Origin of the sequence: Cellulosimicrobium funkei (genome assembly GCF_900155925.1) — a bacterium.
Lineage (GTDB): Bacteria > Actinomycetota > Actinomycetes > Actinomycetales > Cellulomonadaceae > Cellulosimicrobium > Cellulosimicrobium funkei.
Genome location: NZ_FTMI01000001.1, coordinates 35018 through 56100, shown reverse-complemented (window position 1 = coordinate 56100; position 21083 = coordinate 35018). Strand labels below are relative to the sequence as shown.

23 protein-coding genes are annotated in these 21083 nt (G+C 75.6%); 15 read left to right on the top strand and 8 right to left on the bottom strand.

The window, feature by feature from the left end:
* Positions 1 to 111 precede the first annotated feature (111 nt).
* Positions 112 to 819: a hypothetical protein gene (locus tag BXA05_RS00250; RefSeq protein ID WP_076403241.1), complete on the top strand. Its 708-nt coding sequence runs from the start codon at positions 112 to 114 to the stop codon at positions 817 to 819.
* A gap of 58 nt (positions 820 to 877) precedes the next feature.
* Here BXA05_RS00250 and BXA05_RS00245 read toward each other — a convergent pair whose 3' ends face one another.
* On the bottom strand, positions 878 to 2203 hold the full coding sequence (locus BXA05_RS00245; RefSeq protein WP_083711385.1) for an MFS transporter: 1326 nt from the start codon (positions 2201 to 2203) through the stop codon (positions 878 to 880).
* Positions 2204 to 2280: 77 nt separating this feature from the next.
* On the opposite strand from BXA05_RS00245, the gene BXA05_RS00240 reads away from it, so the two are divergent.
* Entirely contained in the window at positions 2281 to 2883 is a 603-nt protein-coding gene (locus BXA05_RS00240; protein WP_170963108.1) for an ArsR/SmtB family transcription factor, read from the top strand.
* Between the two features lie 497 nt (positions 2884 to 3380).
* Here BXA05_RS00240 and BXA05_RS00235 read toward each other — a convergent pair whose 3' ends face one another.
* A complete protein-coding gene (locus BXA05_RS00235) occupies positions 3381 to 4085 on the bottom strand; it encodes a potassium channel family protein (RefSeq protein WP_061269154.1) in 705 nt (234 codons plus the stop codon).
* A gap of 172 nt (positions 4086 to 4257) precedes the next feature.
* Positions 4258 to 5634, bottom strand: a complete 1377-nt coding sequence (locus BXA05_RS00230; protein ID WP_021483424.1) for a TrkH family potassium uptake protein — start codon at positions 5632 to 5634, stop codon at positions 4258 to 4260.
* Positions 5635 to 5843: 209 nt separating this feature from the next.
* Here BXA05_RS00230 and BXA05_RS00225 point away from each other — a divergent pair, with 209 nt between their 5' ends.
* Together BXA05_RS00225 and BXA05_RS00220 are read left to right on the top strand one after the other, a co-directional pair.
* Positions 5844 to 7070 (top strand): acetoin utilization protein AcuC, encoded by a 1227-nt coding sequence (locus BXA05_RS00225; protein WP_076403238.1) that lies wholly within the window; start codon positions 5844 to 5846, stop codon positions 7068 to 7070.
* Positions 7071 to 7255: 185 nt separating this feature from the next.
* Complete coding sequence (locus BXA05_RS00220; protein WP_003792170.1) at positions 7256 to 7354, top strand: 30S ribosomal protein bS22; 99 nt, start codon at positions 7256 to 7258, stop codon at positions 7352 to 7354.
* Between the two features lie 94 nt (positions 7355 to 7448).
* On the opposite strand, the gene BXA05_RS00215 is transcribed toward BXA05_RS00220, so the two are convergent.
* Entirely contained in the window at positions 7449 to 8321 is an 873-nt protein-coding gene (locus tag BXA05_RS00215; RefSeq protein WP_076403236.1) for an HAD family hydrolase, read from the bottom strand.
* 49 nt (positions 8322 to 8370) lie between these two features.
* On the opposite strand from BXA05_RS00215, the gene BXA05_RS00210 reads away from it, so the two are divergent.
* On the top strand, positions 8371 to 8661 hold the full coding sequence (locus BXA05_RS00210; protein ID WP_043655753.1) for a glutaredoxin family protein: 291 nt from the start codon (positions 8371 to 8373) through the stop codon (positions 8659 to 8661).
* 56 nt (positions 8662 to 8717) lie between these two features.
* On the top strand, positions 8718 to 9392 hold the full coding sequence (locus BXA05_RS00205; RefSeq protein ID WP_021482510.1) for a redox-sensing transcriptional repressor Rex: 675 nt from the start codon (positions 8718 to 8720) through the stop codon (positions 9390 to 9392).
* Between the two features lie 121 nt (positions 9393 to 9513).
* Here the strand turns inward: BXA05_RS00205 and BXA05_RS00200 are convergent, their stop codons facing one another.
* Positions 9514 to 10065 (bottom strand): YceI family protein, encoded by a 552-nt coding sequence (locus tag BXA05_RS00200; RefSeq protein ID WP_076403233.1) that lies wholly within the window; start codon positions 10063 to 10065, stop codon positions 9514 to 9516.
* Between the two features lie 162 nt (positions 10066 to 10227).
* Here BXA05_RS00200 and BXA05_RS00195 point away from each other — a divergent pair, with 162 nt between their 5' ends.
* From BXA05_RS00195 to ccsB, 6 genes are all read left to right on the top strand, one after another.
* On the top strand, positions 10228 to 10755 hold the full coding sequence (locus tag BXA05_RS00195; protein ID WP_082774794.1) for a MarR family winged helix-turn-helix transcriptional regulator: 528 nt from the start codon (positions 10228 to 10230) through the stop codon (positions 10753 to 10755).
* A 71-nt stretch (positions 10756 to 10826) separates the two neighbouring features.
* Positions 10827 to 11498, top strand: coding sequence for a histidine phosphatase family protein (locus BXA05_RS00190; protein WP_076403230.1), 672 nt, complete (start codon positions 10827 to 10829; stop codon positions 11496 to 11498).
* A 211-nt stretch (positions 11499 to 11709) separates the two neighbouring features.
* A complete protein-coding gene (locus BXA05_RS00185) occupies positions 11710 to 12285 on the top strand; it encodes a TlpA family protein disulfide reductase (protein WP_076404020.1) in 576 nt (191 codons plus the stop codon).
* 56 nt (positions 12286 to 12341) lie between these two features.
* On the top strand, positions 12342 to 13136 hold the full coding sequence (locus BXA05_RS00180; protein WP_031316924.1) for a cytochrome c biogenesis CcdA family protein: 795 nt from the start codon (positions 12342 to 12344) through the stop codon (positions 13134 to 13136).
* A gap of 1 nt (position 13137) precedes the next feature.
* Positions 13138 to 15069: a cytochrome c biogenesis protein ResB gene (gene resB / locus BXA05_RS00175; RefSeq protein ID WP_083711182.1), complete on the top strand. Its 1932-nt coding sequence runs from the start codon at positions 13138 to 13140 to the stop codon at positions 15067 to 15069.
* Positions 15066 to 16100: a c-type cytochrome biogenesis protein CcsB gene (ccsB, locus tag BXA05_RS00170; RefSeq protein WP_061269144.1), complete on the top strand. Its 1035-nt coding sequence runs from the start codon at positions 15066 to 15068 to the stop codon at positions 16098 to 16100. Before resB ends, ccsB begins: the two co-directional genes overlap by 4 nt.
* Before the next feature lie 205 nt (positions 16101 to 16305).
* Here ccsB and BXA05_RS00165 read toward each other — a convergent pair whose 3' ends face one another.
* Positions 16306 to 16770, bottom strand: coding sequence for a PLD nuclease N-terminal domain-containing protein (locus tag BXA05_RS00165; RefSeq protein ID WP_076403227.1), 465 nt, complete (start codon positions 16768 to 16770; stop codon positions 16306 to 16308).
* A 31-nt stretch (positions 16771 to 16801) separates the two neighbouring features.
* Here BXA05_RS00165 and BXA05_RS00160 point away from each other — a divergent pair, with 31 nt between their 5' ends.
* Entirely contained in the window at positions 16802 to 17170 is a 369-nt protein-coding gene (locus tag BXA05_RS00160) for a DUF4229 domain-containing protein (protein ID WP_083711181.1), read from the top strand.
* Positions 17171 to 17260: 90 nt separating this feature from the next.
* Here the strand turns inward: BXA05_RS00160 and BXA05_RS00155 are convergent, their stop codons facing one another.
* Positions 17261 to 18130 (bottom strand): 1,4-dihydroxy-2-naphthoate polyprenyltransferase, encoded by an 870-nt coding sequence (locus BXA05_RS00155; RefSeq protein ID WP_043660717.1) that lies wholly within the window; start codon positions 18128 to 18130, stop codon positions 17261 to 17263.
* A 93-nt stretch (positions 18131 to 18223) separates the two neighbouring features.
* The gene (locus tag BXA05_RS00150) at positions 18224 to 19519 is read right to left on the bottom strand and encodes an AMP-binding protein (protein ID WP_076403222.1); all 1296 of its coding nucleotides are present in this window, start codon (positions 19517 to 19519) and stop codon (positions 18224 to 18226) included.
* A gap of 95 nt (positions 19520 to 19614) precedes the next feature.
* On the opposite strand from BXA05_RS00150, the gene BXA05_RS00145 reads away from it, so the two are divergent.
* Entirely contained in the window at positions 19615 to 20685 is a 1071-nt protein-coding gene (locus tag BXA05_RS00145; RefSeq protein ID WP_076403219.1) for a DUF3048 domain-containing protein, read from the top strand.
* A 131-nt stretch (positions 20686 to 20816) separates the two neighbouring features.
* On the top strand, positions 20817 to 21074 hold the full coding sequence (locus BXA05_RS00140) for a hypothetical protein (protein ID WP_076403217.1): 258 nt from the start codon (positions 20817 to 20819) through the stop codon (positions 21072 to 21074).
* Positions 21075 to 21083 lie beyond the last annotated feature (9 nt).

Sequence of the window (21083 nt, the reverse complement as noted above, 5' to 3'; positions counted from 1 at the left end):
TCAGTTCGGGCGTCCAGGATGGCAGGATGTCCGTGAACTGGACGCCCGTCCAGTCGGGTTCGGGGGCGACCCAGCAGTGCCCGCCCCGGGCCGGACGAAGAGGTTCCTCGCGTGACGACGACCACCCGCAGGCTGCTCGCCGCCCTCGTGCTCGCCGGCTCGCTCGTCGTGCCCGCGAGCACGGCTGGCGCGACGACGCCGACCACCATCCCTGCAGCGGCCGCCACCCCGGCCGCCACACCGGCCGCCACCCCGCTCGCGATCTCGGTCCCCGACCCCGCCGACGGCGTGCGCGTCAGCGTCGAGATCACCGAGCGCGCGGTGCCGACGGCGCCGCGCGTGGCCGTCGTCGGCTCCGGGCCGTTCGTCGTCGGCGGCAGGCTCGAGCTGCGCGGGACCGGCCTCGCGCCGCACGCCGTCCACGAGGTCTGGTTCGAGAGCGATCCCGTGCTCCTGGGCACCGTCACGACGGACGCCGACGGGGCGTTCCTCCTCGTCGCGACGATCCCCGCGGGGACGACGCCGGGCGAGCACCACGTGCGGCTCGTCCCGACGGCGGGTGGCGCCGACGTGGTGTCCGAGCCGTTCCTCGTGCTCGCCGCCCCCGGCGAGCCGCACGAGCCCGGGACGACGCCGTCCGCGGGGTCCGGGGGAGCGGGCGGGTCGGGTGGGGCGGCGGCGGGCGGCGGGCCGGGCTCCTCGCGGCCGGGCCTGGCGACGACGGGCGCGGGCCTGGGCCTCGTCGCGGCGCTGGCCGGGGCGGCGGTCCTGGCCGGGGCGGCGCTGCGCCGTCGGGCAGGCAGGAGCGGCGCGGCCTGAGCCCGCGCACCACTCCGGGCGCACCCCGTCGGCGCGCCCCTCCGGCGCGCCCGCAGGGTCAGCTCTCCGGCTGCGGCTCCGCCTCGGCGCCAGCCCGCGCGGCCTCGGCCGCACGCGCGTCGGCGTCGCGTGCGTCCGCGGCAGCCTCCGCGGCGTCCATCGCCCGGTCGTCGACGACGAGCATCCCCAGGAGCGTCGCGCCGGACACCACCGCCATGACCACGAACACCGTGCGCAGGCCGAAGAGCTCGCCGAGCAGGCCGCCCACGGCGGCGCCGAGGGGCAGCGTCCCCCAGGCGAGGAGCCGGTAGCACGCGTTGAGCCGGCCCAGCAGGGCGTCGGGCGTGATGCGCTGGCGCAGCGACAGCGTCACGACGTTCCACACGGCGATCCCGGCACCGCCGACCGCGAAGACGGCGCCGATCACCCATGCGCTCGTCGTCACCGCGGGGACGCCGACGAGGGCGACCGTGCCGAGGATCGTCAGCGCGAGGGAGCGCGCACGCCCGATCGTCCCGACGACGCGCTCGGCGACGAACGACCCCGCGAACGCCCCGACCGCCGTCGCGGTGAGGAGCACGCCGTACGCCGGCTCGGACAGGCCGAGGGGCGAGTCGGGGCCGACGGCGTAGAGCACGAAGACCGCGAACGCGGCGTTGCTCGCGAAGTTGATGCCGCCGACCATCATCGCGAGCGTGCGCAGGATGCGGTCGTGCCACAGGAACCGCAGGCCCTCGGCGACGTCCGCGCGCAGCGTCGTGCGGGTCGCGCGCACCGTCCGGTACGTGCCCGGGAGCCCGAGCAGCAGCACCACGGCGAGCGCCCAGAGCGCTCCGGGGACGCCGAACGCGACGGCGGCGCCCGCGGCCACGAGCAGCCCGCCCAGGGGCGGCCCCACGAACTGGTTCGCGGTGAGCTCCGCCGCGTAGAGGCGCCCGTTGGCGCGGGGGAGCGCGGTGCGCGGCACGACCTGCGGGAGGATCGACTGCGCCGAGGTGTCGTACAACGTCTCCGTGACGCCGACGGCGAAGGCGACGACGTAGAGCACGGCGACGCTCCCGGCGTCGGGCACGAGCGCGACGGCCGCGAGCGCGACCACGAGGACCGCGCGGGCCACGTTGGCGCCGACCATCGCGAGCCGCCGGTCCAGGCGGTCGGCGAGCGCGCCCGCGGGCAGCGCGAAGAGCAGCCACGGGAGCGTGAGGGCGAACGTCAGCCCCGCGACCAGCGCCGGCGACTCGGTGTACCGGACCGCGACGAGCGGGAGCGCGACCTTGAGCACCCCGTCGGCGAGGTTCGAGACCGTGGACGCGGCCCACAGGCGCCGGAACGCCGCACCGAGCGGTGCGGCGGCGGGGCGATGGCGCCCGGGTCGAGAGGCCATGTCGCCCAGCATGGCACAGTGATCGAGAAACCCCAATCGATCGAGCACTCTCGATCGGAGGTCCGTACGATGAGCCCATGACCCCCGAGCCCACCCCGGAGCCGACTCCGCAGTCGATCCCGGACCCCGGCGCCGGGCCCGCCCCCGGGCCGCGCGCCCCCGACGTCCCGGGCCGTCGTCCGCCCACCGCCCTCGAGGCGAAGGCGCTCGCGCACCCGCTGCGCCAGCGCATCGTGCGGCAGTGCGGCACGCGCGAGATGACGAACAAGGAGCTCGCCGACCACCTCGGCGTCCCGCCGGGCACGGCGCTGCACCACGTCCGGCTCCTCGTGCGCGCCGGGCTGCTCGAGCCCGCGGAGGTCCGCACGGGGGCGGGCGGGGCGCTCGAGCGGCCCTACCGCGCCACGGGTGCCACGTGGTGGCTCGACGACCCGCTGCGCGACGCCGCGCCTGGCGCGCGGTTCGGCCCCGTCGCCGCGGCGCTCGACGACGCCCTCGCCGCCGGTCCGGACGCCGTCACCACGTCCGCGGCGTTCTACCTGCACCTCTCCGACGACGACGTCGCCGAGCTCGACCGCCGCATCCTCGCCGTCCTCGACGAGTACGTCGCGACCGACGCCGACCGCCACGACCGCCCCCTGCACCGAGGCCTCTTCGTCCTGCACCGCCCGCCCTCCTGACGACCGGCCGGACGAGCCGGGCAGGCCGACCGGCGAGGATCCCGGCGATGCGTGCCCCCACGCGGCGCGACAGCCTTGTGCCCCCCCGTGGCACGACAGCGCCAGACCGACCCCGAGGGACCACCGGACCGAGGCCCGAACCGCGGGACGAAGGGCGACGGCCAGGACGAGCGGTGGGGTCGGACCGTGCGCGAAGGACGTCGAGGCGCACTCCTTCGACCTCCGCCCGGAAGACCAGGGCGACGGCCAGGACGAGCGGTGGGGTCGGACCGTGCGCGAAGGACGTCGAGGCGCACTCCTTCGACCTCCGCCCGGAAGACCAGGGCGACGGCCAGGACGAGCGGTGGGGTCGGACCGTGCGCGAAGGACGTCAAGGCGCACTCCTCAGACCTTCGCCCGGAAGACCAGGGCGACGGTGCGCCAGTCCGAGCGCACGGTCCGACCCCACCGCGGACCCGACCCGCGGGCTGTGAACCCGATCGAACCGGACCCGACCCTCACGGCCGAGCGGCGAACCGCTCCAGGAGGTCGGCGTGACCCGACACGATGAGCAGGTCGTTCGCGCTGATCCGGGTCTCGGGGGTCGCGTAGAGGAACTCCTCGCCGGGCGACTTCACGCCGATCACGGTGACGCCGTACCGCTCGCGCACCTTCGACTGCGCGAGCGTGAACCCCTGCACCTCGCGGGGCGGCCGCATCTTGACGATCGTGAACCCGTCCTCGACCTCGATGTAGTCGAGCAGCTTCCCGGAGACGAGGTGCGCGACGCGCGAGCCGGCGTCGGCCTCGGGGAACACGACGTGGTGCGCGCCGATGCGCTGGAGGATGCGCCCGTGCTCCGCCGAGATCGCCTTGGCCCAGATCTGGGGCGTGCCCATGTCGACGAGGTTGCCGGTGATGAGCACGCTCGCCTCGAGCGACGTGCCCACCCCCACGACCGCGACGGGGAAGTCGCGCGCGCCGAGCTGTTCGAGCGCCACCGGGTTGGAGGCGTCGGCCTCGACGAGCGGGAGCTGCCCGCTCCACTGGGCGACGAGGTCCGGGTCGCGCTCGACGGCGAGGACGTCCTGCCCGAGTCGGTCGAGGGTCGCGGCGATCGCCGTCCCGAAGCGGCCGAGGCCGATGACGAGGACGCCCGCGTCCTTGCGCGGGGCCTTCGCCTCGTCCCGGCGCGCGCGCTCCGCGCGGCCGCGCTCGACGATGCGCTGGGCGACGGGGTCCGCGGACGCGCCGTCCTTCCCGTCGGCGGCGCGGGTGAACGGGTCGGTCACGGTGGGGCCTTTCGTCGGTCCGCTGGTGCGGTGGGGTGTCGGTCAGGTCTCGTGCGGCGGTCGCGTCCGGCCCGACGGCGGTCGCGCCGCCGGGCGGGGCTGCTCACCCGATGATGGGGCGCTCCTCGGGGTAGCGCACGATGCGGCGGCGGTCGCGCAGCGCGAGCGCGGCGGCGAACGTCATGGTGCCCGTGCGCCCGACGAACATGAGCGCGATGAGGACGTACTTCCCGGCGTCGGGCAGGTCGGGCGTGATGCCGGTCGACAGGCCCACGGTCGCGAACGCGGAGATGGTCTCGAAGAGGATGACGTCGAGCGTCTCGCCGGTGATCTCCAGCAGGAGCAGGCTCGACAGGAGCACCGCCGTCGCGCCGACGAACGACACCGCGACCGCGAGCCGGAGGGTGTCGCGCGGGATGCGCCGCCCGAACGCCTCCATGTCCCGGTCGCCGCGCGCCTCGGACACGATGGCGATGAGCATGACGGCGAGCGTCGTGACCTTGATGCCGCCCGCGGTCGACGCGGAGCCGCCGCCGACGAACATCAGCGCGTCGGTGATGAGCCAGCTCGCCTCGTGCATGCCGCCGGTGTCCACGGTCGAGAAGCCGCCGGAGCGCGGCATGACGCCCGCGAAGAGCGACGCGAGGAGCTTCTCGCCGAGGTCGAGGGGGCCGAGGGTCCGCTGGTTCCCCCACTCGACGGCCGCGAAGAGCACCGTGCCCACGACGACGAGGGCCGCGCTCGTCGTGAGGGTGAGCTTGGTGTGCAGGCTCCACTTGGAGGCGCGGCGGCGGTTGCGCATGACGTTGAGGATGACGGGGAAGCCGAGCGACCCGATGAACACGCCGAGGATGATCGGCAGGCACAGCATCCAGTCGCCGACGTACGGGGCGAGGCCGTGCTCCGTCGGGATGAACCCCGCGTTGTTGAAGGCGGAGATGCCGTAGAAGATGCCGTGCCACGCGGCCTCGCCGAACGTCTCCTCCAGCACGACGAACCGCGGCAGCAGGAGCAGCGCGATGAGGAGCTCGAGCGACGTCGAGGTGATGATGACGACCCGCACGAGCGAGCCGACCTCGCCGAGCCGCGTCGTCTTCGTCTCCGACGCGGTGAGGAGCTTCTGCGTGAGGCCGATGCGCCGGGACACGGCCATGCCGAGGATCGACGCGAGCGTCATGACGCCGAGGCCGCCGATCTTGATGCCCAGCAGGATGACGACCTGCCCGTACCCCGACCAGTAGGTCCCCGTGGGGACCACGACGAGACCGGTGACGCACACGGCGGACGTGGCGGTGAAGAACGCGTCGACGAACGGCGCGGACCGGCCGCTCGCCGTCGCCCAGGGCGCCATGAGCAGCGCGGTGAAGACGGCGATGACGGCGGCGAACACGGTGACGGCGAGGCGGGCGGGGGACTGTCGGGCGAGGCGGTCGACGATCTCCCGCCCCCTGAACAGGCGCCCGGTCATGCTCGTCGGCATGGAGCCTCCCTCACCACTCGCGCCACTCTGCCACGGGCCCGGTGGCCCGTCATGTCGCCGCTCCGGCGCCGGGACATCATGCCCGCTCGCGGGCCCGGACGCCGCACCGGGGCTCGTGGAGACCCGGCGGAGGCCCGGACCGGCGGTCCCGCGCGGTCCGGCGCGCGGTCGGTGGGGCGGGGGCGCGCCGTCGGGCGTTACCGTGAGCCATGCCCACGACCGACCCGACGTCGTCGCCCGCCCCGACCGGGGCGGCTGCGGCGCCCGGAGCCTGCGTCGTGTGGAGCCCCGAGCTCCTCGGCTACGACTTCGGTCCCGGCCACCCGATGGCGCCGGCCCGGCTCGACCTGACGATGGGGCTCGTGCGCGCCCTCGGCCTGCTCGACGACGACGCGGACCTGCGGGTCGTGCGGCCCGAGCCCGCGCCCGACGACGTGCTCGAGCTCGTGCACGAGCCCGCGTACGTCGCGGCGGTGCGCGCGGCGTCGGAGCACGGCACGCCCGACCCGGCCCGCGGCCTCGGCACCGAGGACGACCCGGTCTTCCGCGGGATGCACGAGGCGGCCGCGCGGATCGTCGCGGGCTCGTACGAGGCGGCGGGCGAGATCGCGGCGGGCCGTACCCGGCACGCGGTGAACGTCGCGGGCGGCATGCACCACGCGAAGGCGGGCGCGGCGTCGGGCTTCTGCGTCTACAACGACGCGGCCGTCGCGATCCGGCGCCTGCTCGACGACGGGGTCGAGCGCGTCGCGTACGTCGACCTCGACGCCCACCACGGCGACGGCGTCGAGGAGGCGTTCTGGGACGACCCGCGTGTCCTCACCGTCTCCGTCCACCAGAGCGGCGCGACGCTCTTCCCCGGGACGGGCCACCCGACCGACCTCGGGGGCCCCGGCGCCGAGGGGACGGCGGTCAACGTCGCGCTCCCGCGCCGCACCGACGGCGCCCGCTGGCTGCGCGCGGTCGACGCCGTCGTGCCGCCCGTGCTGCGCGCGTTCCGCCCCGAGGTGCTCGTCACCCAGCACGGGTGCGACGCGCACGGCGAGGACCCGTTGTCCGACCTCGACGTGTCCGTCGACGCGCAGCGCACGGCCACGACCTGGATGCACGGGCTCGCGCACGAGCTGACCGACGGGCGGTGGCTCGCGCTCGGCGGGGGCGGGTACGCGATCGCGCGCGTCGTGCCGCTCGTGTGGTCGGCCGTCGTGGGGGAGGTCGTGCACCGGCCCGTCACCGCGGGCGTGCCCCTGCCCGCGGAGTGGCGCGAGCGCGTCGCGGAGGTCGCCGGGTTCGACGCACCGCTCGCGTTCGGGCCCGAGGTCGAGGTCCGGCGGTGGAGCAGCGGGTACGACCCGGACGACGACGTCGACCGCGCCGTCGCGGCCACGCGCCGGGCCGTCTTCCCGCTGCTGGGCCTCGACGCGCACTTCGACTGAGACGTCCCGCGACCGGTCGCGTACCGGGGCACGGGCGCGAGCGGGTAGGCTAGGGGGCGGATTTCTCTCGTGTTGGTCGGCTTGCGGCGCCCTCGTGGTCGCCGGGGCCCCGATCAACCGTGGACCACCCGCGGCCGGTCGACCGGTCGCCGACCGACACGCCGCTCGAGCATTGCGAGGACCGTATGGGCTCCGTCATCAAGAAGCGCCGCAAGCGCATGGCCAAGAAGAAGCACCGCAAGCTGCTTCGCAAGACGCGTCACCAGCGTCGCAACAAGAAGTGACGTCGCGCGCGTCCTGACGCGCCGACCCGTCGTCGAGCCCGGCCCCTCCCGAGGGACCGGGCTCGACGCGTCTCCGGGCGCGGCCCGGGCGGGGTCAGAGGCGGGCGATGCGCCGGTCGACGGCGCGGCGCACCGAGCGCAGGACGAGCGCGGCGGCCCAGGCGGCGCCGGCCCAGCTCGCGGTGCGGACGCTGCTGCGCGCGACGCGGCGCCTGCGCCCGCGGAACTCGCGGATGGGCCAGCCGACGTCCTGCGCGTGGCGGCGCAGCCGGGCGTCGGGGTTGATGGGGCACGGGTGCCCCACGGCCTCCATCATCGTGACGTCGTTGAGCGAGTCGCCGTACGCGTACGACGCCTCGAGGTCGATGTCCTCGCGCTCGGCGAGCGCCCGCACCCCGGCGGCCTTCGCGCGGCCGTGCATCATGTCGCCGACGAGCCGCCCCGTGTAGAAGCCGTCCTCGTGCTCGGCGACGGTGCCGAGCGCGCCCGTCGTCCCGAGCCGGCGCGCGATGAGCTCGCCGATCTCGACGGGGGTCGCGGAGACGAGCCACACCTGGTGCCCGGCCGCCAGGTGCTCGTCGAGTAGGCGACGCGTGCCGGGGTAGATGCGCAGCGACAGGACGGTGTCGTAGACCTCCTCGCCGATCGCGGTGACCTCGGCGACGGAGCGCCCGGCGATGAGCGCGAGCGCGCGCGACCGGATGCGGTCGATCTGCTGCTTGTTCTCGCCGAACACGAGGTAACGGGCCTGGTGCACGGCGAAGCGCACGATGTCGAGCGTCGAGAAGAACTCGCGCTGGTACAGGGCGCGCGCGAGGTGGAACGACGAGGCGCCGCGGATGATCGTGTTGTCGACGTCGAAGAACGCGGCGGTGCGGTGCGGCGGCCCGGGGGCGCGCGCGGGCGCCTCCTCGGGGAGCGTCGGCCGGGAGGTCGGGTCGGGGCCCGGGCCGGGAGACGTCGCCATGCCTCCACTCTAGGCGGTCGGGCCGCCGGGGCCTCGTACCCTGGGAGGCGTGAGCACCTCCGACGCCCCCGCCCCCGTCCTGCTGTTCGGTCGCGCGGGCTGTCACCTGTGCGACGACGCGCGGACGGTCGTCGAGGACGTGTGCGCCGAGGCGGGCGTCGCGTGGGCGGAGGTCGACCTGGACGCGCCGGGCACCGACCCGGCGCTGCGCGAGCAGTACGGCGAGTACGTGCCGGTCGTCACGGTCGGCGGGGTGCAGCAGGGGTTCTGGCGCGTGGACGCGCGCCGGCTGGCGCGTGCGGTGGCCCGGATTTCGGCGCCGCGCGCGGACCTGGGATGATTCCTCCCGTGGAGCGTGACCGTCGACGAGGACGGTCCCTGGACGACGGAGTGACGGTGGCTGAGCAGGTAGTCGGTGAGGTGACGGCGCCGGGGATCCCGAGCGCGACGGTGGCGCGGCTCCCGTCCTACCTGCGCGCGCTGCGGGACCTCGTGGCGCGGGGCGTCGGGACGACGTCGTCGGTCGAGCTCGCGGAGCTGTCCGGCGTGGGCCCGGCGCAGCTGCGCAAGGACCTGTCGTTCCTCGGGTCGTTCGGCACGCGCGGCGTGGGCTACGACGTCGACTCGCTGGCGCAGTACATCACCGAGGCCCTGGGCCTCGTCGACGAGCACCGCATCGCGATCGTCGGGATCGGCAACCTGGGGCACGCGCTCGCGAACTACTCGGGCTACGAGCAGCGCGGCTTCCACGTGGCGGCGCTCCTCGACGCGTCGCCGGACGTCGTCGGGACGCGGGCCGCGGGCCTCGTCGTCGAGCACGTCGACGCGCTCGAGGAGGTCGTGGAGCGCGAGAAGGTGTCGATCGTCGTCCTCGCGACGCCTGCGGCGCACGCCCAGGCGGTCGCGGACCGCGTGGTCGCGGCGGGGGTGCGCGAGATCCTCAACTTCGCGCCGCGCGCGCTCCAGGTCCCGGCGGACGTCGACGTGCGCGGCGTCGACGTGGGCAGCGAGCTGCAGATCCTCGCGTTCCACTCGCAGGCCCGCGCCCTCGCGGCGTCGCAGGAGCGCTGAGCGGCCCCGGCGCCTGGGCCCGGGGGACGACGAAGGGCCGCGTGCCGGTGCACGCGGCCCCTCGGGGCGGCACCCCTGCCGGAGGGCGCCGGTCTCGCCCGGGACGTGCCCGGGACGACGGTCAGGCCTGCTTGATGGCCGAGACGTCGAGCGCGATCTTGATCTTGTCGCCGACGAGCACGCCGCCGGTCTCGAGCGCGGCGTTCCAGGTGAGGCCGAACTCCTTGCGCGAGATCTCGGTGGTCGCCTCGAAGCCGGCGCGCGGGTTGCCGAACGGGTCGGTCGCGGTGCCCGCGAACTCCGTCTCGAGCTCGACCGGCTTGGTGACGCCGTTGATCGTCAGGTCGCCGGCCACGACGTAGTCGTCGCCGTCGCTCGTGATGCGCGTCGACGTGAACGTCCACGTCGGCTTGTTCTCCGCGTCCCAGAAGTCGGCGCTGCGCAGGTGGTTGTCGCGGTTCTCGTCGCCCGTGCTCACGGACGCGGCGTCGAGCTGGGCGGTCACGGACGTCGACTCGAGGTCGTCGCCGACGGTGATCGTGCCGTCGGTGATCGCGAGGGTGCCGCGGACCTTCGAGATCCCGGCGTGGCGGACGGTGAACGACGCCTGCGAGTGCGACGCGTCGAGGGCGTAGGTACCGGCGGTGAGGCCGGCGGGCAGCGACGAGGCCATGGGTGCTCCTGCGGGTGGTCGGGGTCCTGGCGGACCAAGTGGTTGAACGTTCAACTTCGGAACGAGCGTATCAACAGCACCCCTCGGTCCGTCTATTCCCGTGGGGTGGAACAATGTTCCGACCCCCCACGCCCCCAGCCCCTCCCGCACCGCCGAGGACCCATGACCCGCAACGACGTCGACACCCCGACGGCGAGCACCGTCCGCACCCCCGCCGCCCCCGCCGCCGAGCCGCGCTGGCTCGACGCGGAGCAGCAGCGCCTGTGGCGCGCGTACCTCGACGGGACCGTGCGCTTCATCGAGGCGCTCGGCCGTGACCACGAGGAACGGTCCGAGGTGTCGCTCAACGAGTACGAGCTGCTCGTGCGCCTCTCCGAGAGCCCCGACCACACGCTGCGCATGTCGGCGCTCGCGGACGGGCTCGCCCGCTCGCGCAGCCGCGTGACGCACACCGTCGCGCGCATGGAGGCGCGCGGCCTGGTCCGGCGCTCCGCGAGCTCGGGCGACCGCCGCGGCGTGAACTGCGCGATGACGAGCGAGGGCTACCGCGTGCTCGTCGCGTCGGCGCCCGCACACGTCGCGGCCGTGCGCCGGTACCTCGTCGACGTGCTCACGCCGGAGCAGTTCCGGGCGCTGGGCGAGGCGATGGCGGCCGTCGCGGAGGCGTGCAAGGCCGACCGCGACGCCTGACCGCCCGTCCCGGCCCGTCGCGCCGGCCCGCGGTGGCGTGCGCTCGCCCCGAGTGCGGGACACTGGTGGGCATGGTCTCCACCATCGTCCACCTCCTGCGCCACGGCGAGGTCCACAACCCCGACGGCGTCCTCTACGGCCGGATCCCCGGCTACCACCTCTCCGAGCGCGGCCACGAGATGGCCCGCCGGGTCGCCGCGCACCTCGCGGGCGAGCCCGGGCCCGACGGCACGTCGCGCCCCCGCGCCGACCTCACGGTCGTCGTGGCCTCGCCGCTGCAGCGCGCGCAGGAGACCGCGACGCCCGCCGCCGAGGAGTTCGGGCTCGAGCTGGGCACGGACGAGCGGCTCATCGAGGCCGCGAACCACTTCGAGGGCAAGACCTTCGGCGTCGGCGACGGCTCGCTGCGGCACCCGCAGCACTGGCCCTACCTGTGGAACCCGTTCCGCCCGTCCTGGGGCGAGCCGTACGTGGAGCAGGTCGCGCGCATGCGGGCCGCCGTCGCCGACGCGCGGGACGAGGCGGCCGGGCACGAGGCGCTGCTCGTCAGCCACCAGCTCCCCGTGTGGCTCACGCGCCTGAGCTTCGAGAACCGCCGGCTCTGGCACGACCCGCGCAAGCGCGAGTGCTCGCTCGCGTCGCTCACGTCGCTGCACTTCGAGGACGACCGCCTGGTCGGCCTGCACTACACCGAGCCGGTCGCGGACCTCCTCCCGGGCGCGGCGACCGTCTCCGGGGCGTGACGTCGGTCATGTCCAGCGCTGTCGCCACGGCCGTCGCGCCCGAACTGCACGGTTCGGGCGTGGCGGAGGTCACGTCTCTCAGGTCCCGTTCAGGAAGCGCGGGCAGGGTGCGTCCCGTGATGCCGTCGTGACCGCCGACTCGCGCGCGCGTGCCGCGCGCCCCCTCTCCGTCGAGGCGCGGGCCGCTGCCCTGCCGTCGCGTCGGCGACCCGTGCGCCGTGCGCTGACGGGCGCCGTCGTGCTCGCCGCGACCCTCGGTCTCGCGGCGTGCGCCCAGGACTCCGGCGCCTCGACCGACGTCGTGGGGCAGGGCTTCGTCTCGGGCGACGGGTCGGTCCGCACGTGGGACGCCGACGAGCGCGGCGACGTCGTCGCGCTCACGGGCACGGACTACGAGGGCGAGCAGGTCGACACGAGCGCGTGGCTCGGGGACGTCGTCGTGCTCAACACCTGGTACGCGGCGTGCGCGCCGTGCCGGGCCGAGGCGCCCGACCTCGTGGCGCTCGCCAACGAGCGCGCCGACGACGGCGTGCAGGTGCTCGGGATCAACACGACCGACGAGGCGGGCGCCGCCCAGGCGTTCCAGCGCCGGTTCGACGTCCCCTACCCGTCGATCGACGACCGGTCCGGCGAGGTCGTCGCGGCGCTCTCGGGCACCGTCCCGCTCCAGGCCGTGCCGTCCACCGTCGTGCTCGACCGCGAGGGCCGCGTCGCGGCGCGCGTCATCGGGCTCGTCGAGGGCTCGACGCTCACCGCCCTGGTCGACGACGTCCTCGCCGAGAGCTGACCGTGCCCGTCCTCACGCCCCTCGCCGCCGCGGTCCCCGCGGGCGCCGCGTCGAGCATCGGCGACACCTTCGCGACGACCGTGTGGAGCGGCTCGATGCTGCTCGCGGTGCCCGTCGCGGTCATCGCGGGCCTCGTCTCGTTCGCGTCCCCGTGCGTGCTGCCGCTGGTGCCGGGGTACGTCGGCTACGTCTCGGGCATGGCCGCCGCCACCACCGGCGACGGGGGCACGGCGTCCGGGGGCACGACGACGGCCACCCGGGTCGCGGCACCGAGCCGGGGCCGCGTGCTCGCGGGCGTCGGGCTGTTCGTCGCCGGGTTCACGCTCGTGTTCGTGGCGCTCATGTTCGCCGCGGGCGCGATCGGCGTGCACCTGGTCCGCTGGGAGGACGTCATCACGCGCGTGCTCGGCGTGGTCGTCATCCTCATGGGCTTCGCGTTCCTCGGCGCGCTGCCCTTCCTCCAGCGCGAGCGGCGCCTGCACGTGAGCCCGCAGGCCGGGCTGTGGGGGGCGCCGCTGCTCGGCATCGTGTTCGGGCTCGGGTGGACCCCGTGCCTCGGCCCGACGCTCGTCGCCGTCCAGGCGCTGTCGCTCAGCGAGGCGTCGGCGGGGCGCGGCGCGATCCTCGGCGTCGCGTACTGCCTCGGGCTGGGCGTGCCCTTCCTCCTCATCGCGCTGGGGCTGCAGAGCTCGCAGCGCATGCTCGGGTTCCTGCGCCGGCACCGTCTCGCGATCATGCGGATCGGCGGCGGGCTGCTGGTGCTCATCGGTCTGGCGCTGGTCACGGGCCTGTGGACGACGTGGACGACGTCGCTGCAGGGCTGGATCGGCGGATACGTGACGGTGGTGTGAGATGAGCCGGCGGACCGGGGAGCCCGGGAACAGCGAGCAGGCCGAGCAGGTCGAGCAGGCCGAGGAGGCCCGCACGACCGTGCGGACGGGCTACCGCCCCGAGGGCATCGACGACGCGTTCTCCGCGGGCGACGGCCCGGGGGAGCGGACGCCGTCGGGCGGGAAGGGCGGCGCGGGAGGTGACGGCGGCCCGGCGCTCCCGTCGCTCGGGTGGCGCGGTGCGCTGCGCTGGACGTGGCGCCAGCTCACGAGCATGCGGGTCGCGCTCATGCTCCTCATGCTGCTCGCGGTCGCCGCGGTGCCCGGCTCGGTCCTGCCGCAGCGCCCGCAGGACCCGGCGGCGGTGCTGCGCTACCTCCAGGAGAACCCCACGACGGGGGAGTGGCTCGACCGGCTCGGCTTCTTCGACGTCTACGCGTCGGTGTGGTTCTCGGCGATCTACATCCTGCTGTTCGTCTCGCTCGTCGGGTGCATCCTGCCGCGCACCAAGGCGCACCTGCAGGCGCTCCGCTCCCGACCGCCCCGCACGCCCCGCCGCTTCGACCGGTTCCCCGCGCAGGGCCGGGCCGTCACGGACGCGACGCCCGACGAGGTCGTCGAGGCGGCGAGCACGCACCTGCGCGGACGCCTGGCCTGGCTCCCGACCTTCCGCGTCGACACCGGCGCCGAGGACGCGACGCCCGCCCGCGGACGCGCCGCCGCGCGGCCCGCCGCGCGGACGGTCTCCGCGGAGCGCGGGTACCTGCGCGAGAGCGGGAACCTGCTGTTCCACCTGTCGCTCGTCGGGCTGCTCGTCGCGGTCGCGACCGGCCAGCTCCTGCACTACCGCGGCCAGGCGATCGTCACCGAGGGCCGCGGGTTCGCGAACGCGGTCGTCGACTACGACACGTTCGAGAACGGGGCCTGGTTCCGCCCGTCGTCGCTCGTCCCGTTCTCCATGACGCTCGACGCGTTCGAGTCGGAGTTCGCGGCCGACGCCGCCGCGTTCGCCCAGTCGCGCGACTTCACGGCGTTCGTCACGGTGCGCGACCCCGACGGCGCCCGCCACGAGGAGACCATCAAGGTCAACCACCCGCTCACCGCGGGCGGCGCGAAGATCTACCTCCAGGGCAACGGGTTCGCGCCCGAGGTCACGGTGCGCGACGCCGACGGCGAGACCGCGTTCTCGGGCCGCGTGCCGTTCCTCCCGGAGGACACGATGTACACGTCGCGCGGCGTCATCAAGGTGCCCGACGTGTCGGACGGCCTCGACCAGATCGGGCTCGTCGGGTACTTCCTGCCGACGGCCGAGATCAGCGAGGACGGCGAGACGGCAGCCTCGATCTACCCGCAGCCCATCAACCCGCTCCTCGTGCTCGAGGTGTACCGGGGTGACCTGGGCCTCGACGAGGGCCTGCCCCAGAACGTCTACCGCCTCGACACCGACGACCTCACGCCGTCGGTCGACGAGGACGGCGAGCGCGTGAAGATCCTCGTCGCGCCCGGCGAGACCGTCGACCTCCCCGACGGGCTCGGCACCATCACGTTCGACTCCCTGCCGCGCTACGTGGCCCTCGACCTGCGGCACGACCCGTCGCTGACGTGGGTGCTCGTCTTCTCGCTCGGCGCCCTGCTGGGCCTCGCCGTCTCGCTCTTCACGCCCCGCCGCCGCGTCTGGGTGCGGGCGTGGCGCGAGGAGGTGCCCGGCACGGGCGACGACGACGCCCCGCGCGAGCGGACCGTCGTCGCCGTCGCGGGGCTCGCCCGGGGCGACGACGCCGGGCTGCAGGGCGAGGTCGACTCGCTTCTCGCCGCGCTCCCGGGCGTGGCACCATCGGACGAGGGCGACCTCACCTCGTCGCCGGGGCGTGCCCCGGCGGACGGCACCCGCCCCACCGGGCGTCCCGCACAGGACCCGACCTCGCGCGACCGCGCACGAAAGGCTGACCGATGACCCTCGCCGAGCTGAGCCAGGACCTCGTCTGGGCCGCAGCGACCGCGCTGACCGTCGCGCTCGTCGCGTTCGCGATCGACCTCGCGCGCCTCGCGGGCCGCGCGGACCTCGAACGCGCCGACGCCCGGGCCGACGACGCGCGCGAGCGCACCGCGGACCGCGCCGAGGTGCTCGCCGCCGCGGGCGCCTCGTCGGCCTCCCCGTACGGGCCCGGCACGACGGGCGCCGTCGAGGCGGACCCGGCGGACGCCGCGTCGCCGTCGCGCAAGGCCGCGAACATCGGCGTCTCGCTGACGTGGCTCGGTACCGCGCTGCTGCTCGTCGCGATCGTCACGCGCGGCATCGCGGCCGGGCGCACCCCCTGGGCCAACATGTACGAGTTCACGCTCGTGGGCACGTTCGTCGCGCTCGCGGCGTTCCTCGCCGTCTCCCTCAAGCGCGACGTGCGCTTCCTGGGCTCGTTCGTCACGGGGCTGTCGGTCCTGTTCCTCGTGCTCGCCCAGAACGCGTTCTTCGTCGTCGCGACGGGCGTGCAGCCGGCGCTCCAGTCCTACTGGCTCGTCATCCACGTCGGGGTCGCGATCATCGCGACGGGCATCTTCACCGTCGCGTTCGTCACCTCGGTGCTCCAGCTGCTGCGCGACTCGCGCGACTCGGGCAACGCGTTCCTCGGGGCCCGCGGGTGGCGCTGGCTCGACTCCACGCCGGGCGCGCTCCAGCTCGAGGCGCTGAGCTTCCGGCTCAACGCGGTCGCGTTCGTGCTGTGGACGTTCACGATCATCGGCGGGGCGATCTGGGCCGAGCACGCGTGGGGACGCTACTGGGGCTGGGACCCCAAGGAGGTCTGGAGCTTCGTCGTCTGGATCGTCTACGCGGCCTACCTGCACGCGCGCACGACCCGCGGGTGGTCCGGACGTCGTGCGGCGTACTTCGTGATCGTCGGCTACGCGTGCGTGCTCTTCAACTTCACCGGCGTCAACCTGCTGTTCAACGGCAAGCACTCGTACTCCGGCCTCAACCCGGGCGACTGACCGACCGCCGCGCAGCACACCACGGCGCCGCACGACGAAGGGGGCCGCCGTCCGATCCGGACGGCGGCCCCCTTGTGTCATGCCGAGGGCGGGGTGGCGCGAGCCTTCGTGGTGCTGCGGGCGGGGTGGTGCGAGGCGCGTGGTGTCGCGGACCCGGTGGTGCGAGCCTCGTCGTGGCGGGAGCCCTCAGGTCGCGCCAGACGCCTCAGCGCGTCGCGTCGTCGCCGTCCTCCGAGGGGTTGCTCGCGCCGGGGCGGCGCGCGTCGCCGTCGTCGGTGCGCTCGTCCCCGGGCGTCGCGTCCGTGGCCGGAGCGTCGTCGGCGGGCGCCGGGGAGTCGTCGCGTGCCTGGCGGCGCTGCTGCTGCTCGAGCCGCCAGAGGAACTCCGGGTCGTCGTCGGGCGCGACGGGCGCGTTGCGACGACGCCGCGCGCCCCCGGCGGCCGAGCCGGGGCCGGGGCGGCCGCCGGGGCGGGAGCGCGCGCCGGACCGCGACGCCGAGCGCTTGACGAGGATCCACGCGATGGGGCCGAGGAACGGCAGGAGGATGATGAGCACGACCCACAGCCCCTTGGGGATGCCGCCGCGCTCGTCCTCGTCGCTCGAGGCGAGGTCGACGAGCGCGTAGACGGCGAGACCGACGGCGAGCAGCGGGAGCAGGACGCGGAGCATGGCTCCAGCCTACGGGCCGTACCCTGGAGTCGTGCCTGTCGTCGTCTACTCCGTCCTGCGTCTGCTCCTCTTCGCGGTGGCGCTCGGCGCCCTCTGGTTCGCCGGCCTGCGCGGCTGGCTGCTCGTGCTCGTCGCGGCCGCCGTCGCGCTCATGCTGTCGTACCTGACGCTGAGCAAGCCCCGCGAGGCGGCCTCGCGCTACCTCGCCGCCCGTGCCGAGCACCGCGCCCGCACGGGCGAGCGGTTCTCCCGGGAGATCGAGGACGACGCGGCGGCCGAGGACGCGGCCGTCGACGGCACCGCTGCTGCCGCCGGGTCCGCGGGCCCCGCCGCGGTGGACAGGACGTCCAGCCCCGAGGCCGACGCGACCGGCCGCCCGGGCGCCTCCCCGGCGCGCTGACCGACCGGGGGCGCCGGAGCCGGCCCGGCCGGGCCCGCCCCCGCGCAGACCCCGCCGGGGCAGAGCCCGCCGACCCCGAGCGGGCCGCGCTCAGAGCGCCAGCCCGACCCCCAGCAGGACGCCGTAGCCGAGCTCGAACAGGCCGGTGCCCGCGAGCACCGGGACGAGCAGCGGACCGCGCGCACCCGCGACCACCGGGACGGTGAGGAGCGCGGCGGGCAGCAGGAGCACGAGCGTGCCGAGCGCCCACGGCGACGCGAACGCGCACACCACCGCCAGCAGGAGCGGCACCCAGATCATCGCGACGTAGGCGCGGCGCGCCCGGAAGTCGCCGAGCCGCACCGCGAGCGTGCGCTTGCCCGCGACGACGTCGGTCGGGATGTCGCGGATGTTGTTGACCATGAGGATCGCGCACGCGAGCAGCCCGACGGCGACCGCGCCGACCGCGGACGGCCACGTGACGACCCCGGCCTGCGTGTACGTGGTGCCGAGCGTCGCGACGAGGCCGAAGAACACGAACACCCCGACCTCGCCGAGGCCGCGGTAGCCGTAGGGGTTGCGCCCGCCCGTGTAGTACCAGGCGGCGAGGATCGCGACGGCGCCGACCGCCAGGAGCCACCAGTGGCCCGTGACCGCGCAGAGGACGAGCCCCAGGACGCCCGCGACACCGAACGCGGCGAACGCCGCGGCGCGCACCTGCGCGGGCCGCGCGAGCCCGGACGCGGTGAGCCGCAGCGGGCCGACACGGTCGAGGTCGGTGCCGCGCACGCCGTCCGAGTAGTCGTTGGCGTAGTTCACGCCGACCTGGAGCGCGAGCGCGACCCCGAGGGCGAGCAGCGCGGGCCAGAACGCGAACCCGTCCACCTGGGCCGCGGCGCCGGAACCCACGATGACGGGCGTCGCGGCGGCAGGGAGGGTGCGCGGGCGTGCGCCCGCGACCCACTGGGTGGTGCTGGCCATGGTGCTCCGTCTCGGTCGTGCGTCTCGGTCGTGCGTCTCGGTCGTGCGTCTCGGGTCGTGCTGCTCGGTCGTGCCCGGGGTTGTCCGGCCGGCTCAGCCGGGCGGGGTGCGCCCGTGCCCGACGGCGATCCGAGCCACCGCGGCGCGGTCCACCTTGCCGGGCCCGCGCCGGGGGAGGTCCGGGACGACGAGCACGCGGCGGGGTGCGGCCGCCCGCTCCAGCCTATCCGCGACGCGGCCCCGCACGGCGGCGACGAGCTCGGGCGGGGCGCTCGTCACGCCCCCGGCGCCCGCCGTGCCCGCCGTGCCCGCCGTGCCCGACGCGGCACCGTCGTCGCGCTGCGCGCCCGCCAGCGTGACGACCGCGACGACCTCCTGGCCCCACTCGGGGTGCGGCACCCCGACGACGCACGCCTCCCCGACGCCCGCGACCTCGCCGACCACCGCCTCGACCGCCGCCGGGGCGACGTTCACGCCGCCCGAGACGATCACGTCGTCCGCGCGGCCGAGGACGGTGAGCACCGGCGCGTCCGCGGGGCCGTCGAGCCGCCCGAGGTCGCTCGTGCGGAACCAGCGCGTGCCGTCGTCGTCGGTGCGGAACGCGGCCGCGGTCCCGTCCGGCTCCCCGAGGTAGCCGTGCGCGAGGAACGGGCCGGAGAGCTCGACGACGCCCGCCCCCTCGCCCTCGGCGTCGCCCGCCGGGACCAGCCGGACGCGCGCGCCCGGGAGGGGGACGCCGTCGTACACGCAGCCGCCGCACGTCTCCGTCATGCCGTACGTGGTGACGACGCGCGCTCCCGCGGACCGCGCGCGGCGCAGCAGCGCGGGCGGCGTCGCGGCACCGCCGAGGAGCACGGCGTCGAGCGAGCGGAGCGCGTCGAGGCCCGCGGTGCCGTCGGCGGACCCGGCGTCGGCCGCCTCGACGAGGCGATGGAGCTGGGTCGGGACGAGCGAGACGTACCGCCGCTCGCCGCGCGGGGCGCGCGCGACGAGCGCCGCGAACCCGCCGGGGGTGAAGGGCTCGCCCGCGGGCGCGACCGTGAGGCCCCGTCCCGCGGCGTGGGCCCGCGCGACGACCTGCACCCCCGCGACGTGCGTCGGGGGCAGCGTGAGGAGCCAGTGTCCCGGGCCGCCCAGCCGCTCGTGCGTCGCGGCGCCCGACGCGCGCAGGGCGTCGGCGCCGAGCAGCACCTCCCGGGGCGCGCCCGTCGAGCCCGACGTGCGCAGCACGAGCGCGGTGCCCGCGGGCACGTCGCCCGAGGTCGGCCCGGAGCCCTGGGGGCAGGGGAGCAGCGGGACGGGCGCGACGGGCGGGCCGTCGCCGTCGAGCGCGGCCCCGACCGCCGCGACGAGGGCGTCCAGATCGGCGGGGACGACGGCGCGGTTCACCGGATCAGCCTAGGTCGGGTCGTACCGTGGCCGAGGACACAGGTCCGTCGTGGTGCCGGCACGGGCAGGGGCCCCGGGCCGTCGGGAGGTCGAGGGTGACGAGGACGGGACGAGGAGTCCGGGGGAGCGCGCTCGCCGCGGTCGTGGTGGCGGCGGTGGTCGCGCTCGCCGGGTGCGCGGGCGAGCCGACGGCGCCGAGCACCACGACGGTCGAGCCCGACGTGTCGGGCACCAAGGAGGTGCCCCCGACGCCGGACGTCCCCCTCGTGTGGCCGCTCACGGGCGTCGCGGCCGACGAGGTCGCGGACCGGCCGGCGCTCGCGGTGAAGATCGAGAACGCGCCCCAGGCGCGCCCGCAGACGGGGCTCGAGCAGGCCGACGTCGTGTGGGAGGAGGTCGTCGAGGGCGGCATCACGCGCTTCGTCGCCGTCTACCACTCGCAGGTGCCCGAGAGCGTGGGCCCCGTCCGCTCGGTGCGGCCCATGGACCCGGCGATCGTCGCGCCGCTGCACGGCGTCCTCGCGTACACCGGCGGGCAGCAGCCGTTCATCGACGCCTTGGGTGCCGCGGGCGTCCAGTCGGTCGTCATGGACGAGGGCGACGACGGCTTCACGACCACGCGCGCGCGGCGCGCCCCGCACAACGTGTACGGCAGCCCGGAGGCGTTCTGGGCCCAGGCCGACGGCGACCGCACGTCCCCGCCGCCCGCGCAGCTCGTGTTCGCCCGCGAGCCCGGGACGGCGACCGCGACGGTCGCGGGCGACGCGGCGACCCGGCTCGACGTGCGTCTCACGCACGCGAGCCGCGCGGTGTGGGAGTGGGACGGCGGCGAGGGCCGCTACGTGCGCAGCGAGGGCGACCGCCCGGCCGTCTCCGCGGACGAGGTGCGGCTGTCGGCGACGAACGTCGTGCTGCTCGCCGCGACGATGGTGGACACGCGGTTCAAGGACCCGGCGGGGGTGGCCGTCCCCGAGACCCAGCTCGTCGGGACGGGCAAGGGTGTCGTCGCGAGCGGCGGCAAGCAGGTCGCGGTGACGTGGTCCAAGGAGGGCGTCGAGGCCCCGCTCGTGCTCAGCGGCGCCGACGGGGCACCCGTCGAGCTCGAGCCGGGCACGTCGTGGATCGAGCTCGTGCCCACGGGGTCCGGGAGCTGGACGGTGGGCTGACCCTCCGCCGTCGGGCGGACGGCGTCCTCCCCACGGCGTACGTCCGCTCCGCCCCGAGGGGGACCGTCCGCCGCGCAGGTCGAGCCGCGGGGCCGACGCGCGGCAGGGGTCCCGGGCGGCACCGTGGAGTCATGGCAACCGTCGTCCCGCACCCCGTCCACCCGTCCCAGCCCCGCACCCCGTCGGAGGGCAACCCGCAGCGCCCGGCCCCCACCTCGCTGCCGCCGTCGTACGCGCCGCGCACGTCGCGCGACGACGAGCCGGGCGCCGCCCGATCGGCCGTCCCGGTCGTCGTCTCGGTCGGGCTCCTGTTCGGCCTCGCCGTCGCGGCGGCGTTCGTCGGCCGCGGCCTCCTCGAGATGCTGACGAGCCTCGTCGGCGGCTCCTGAGCCGCGGCC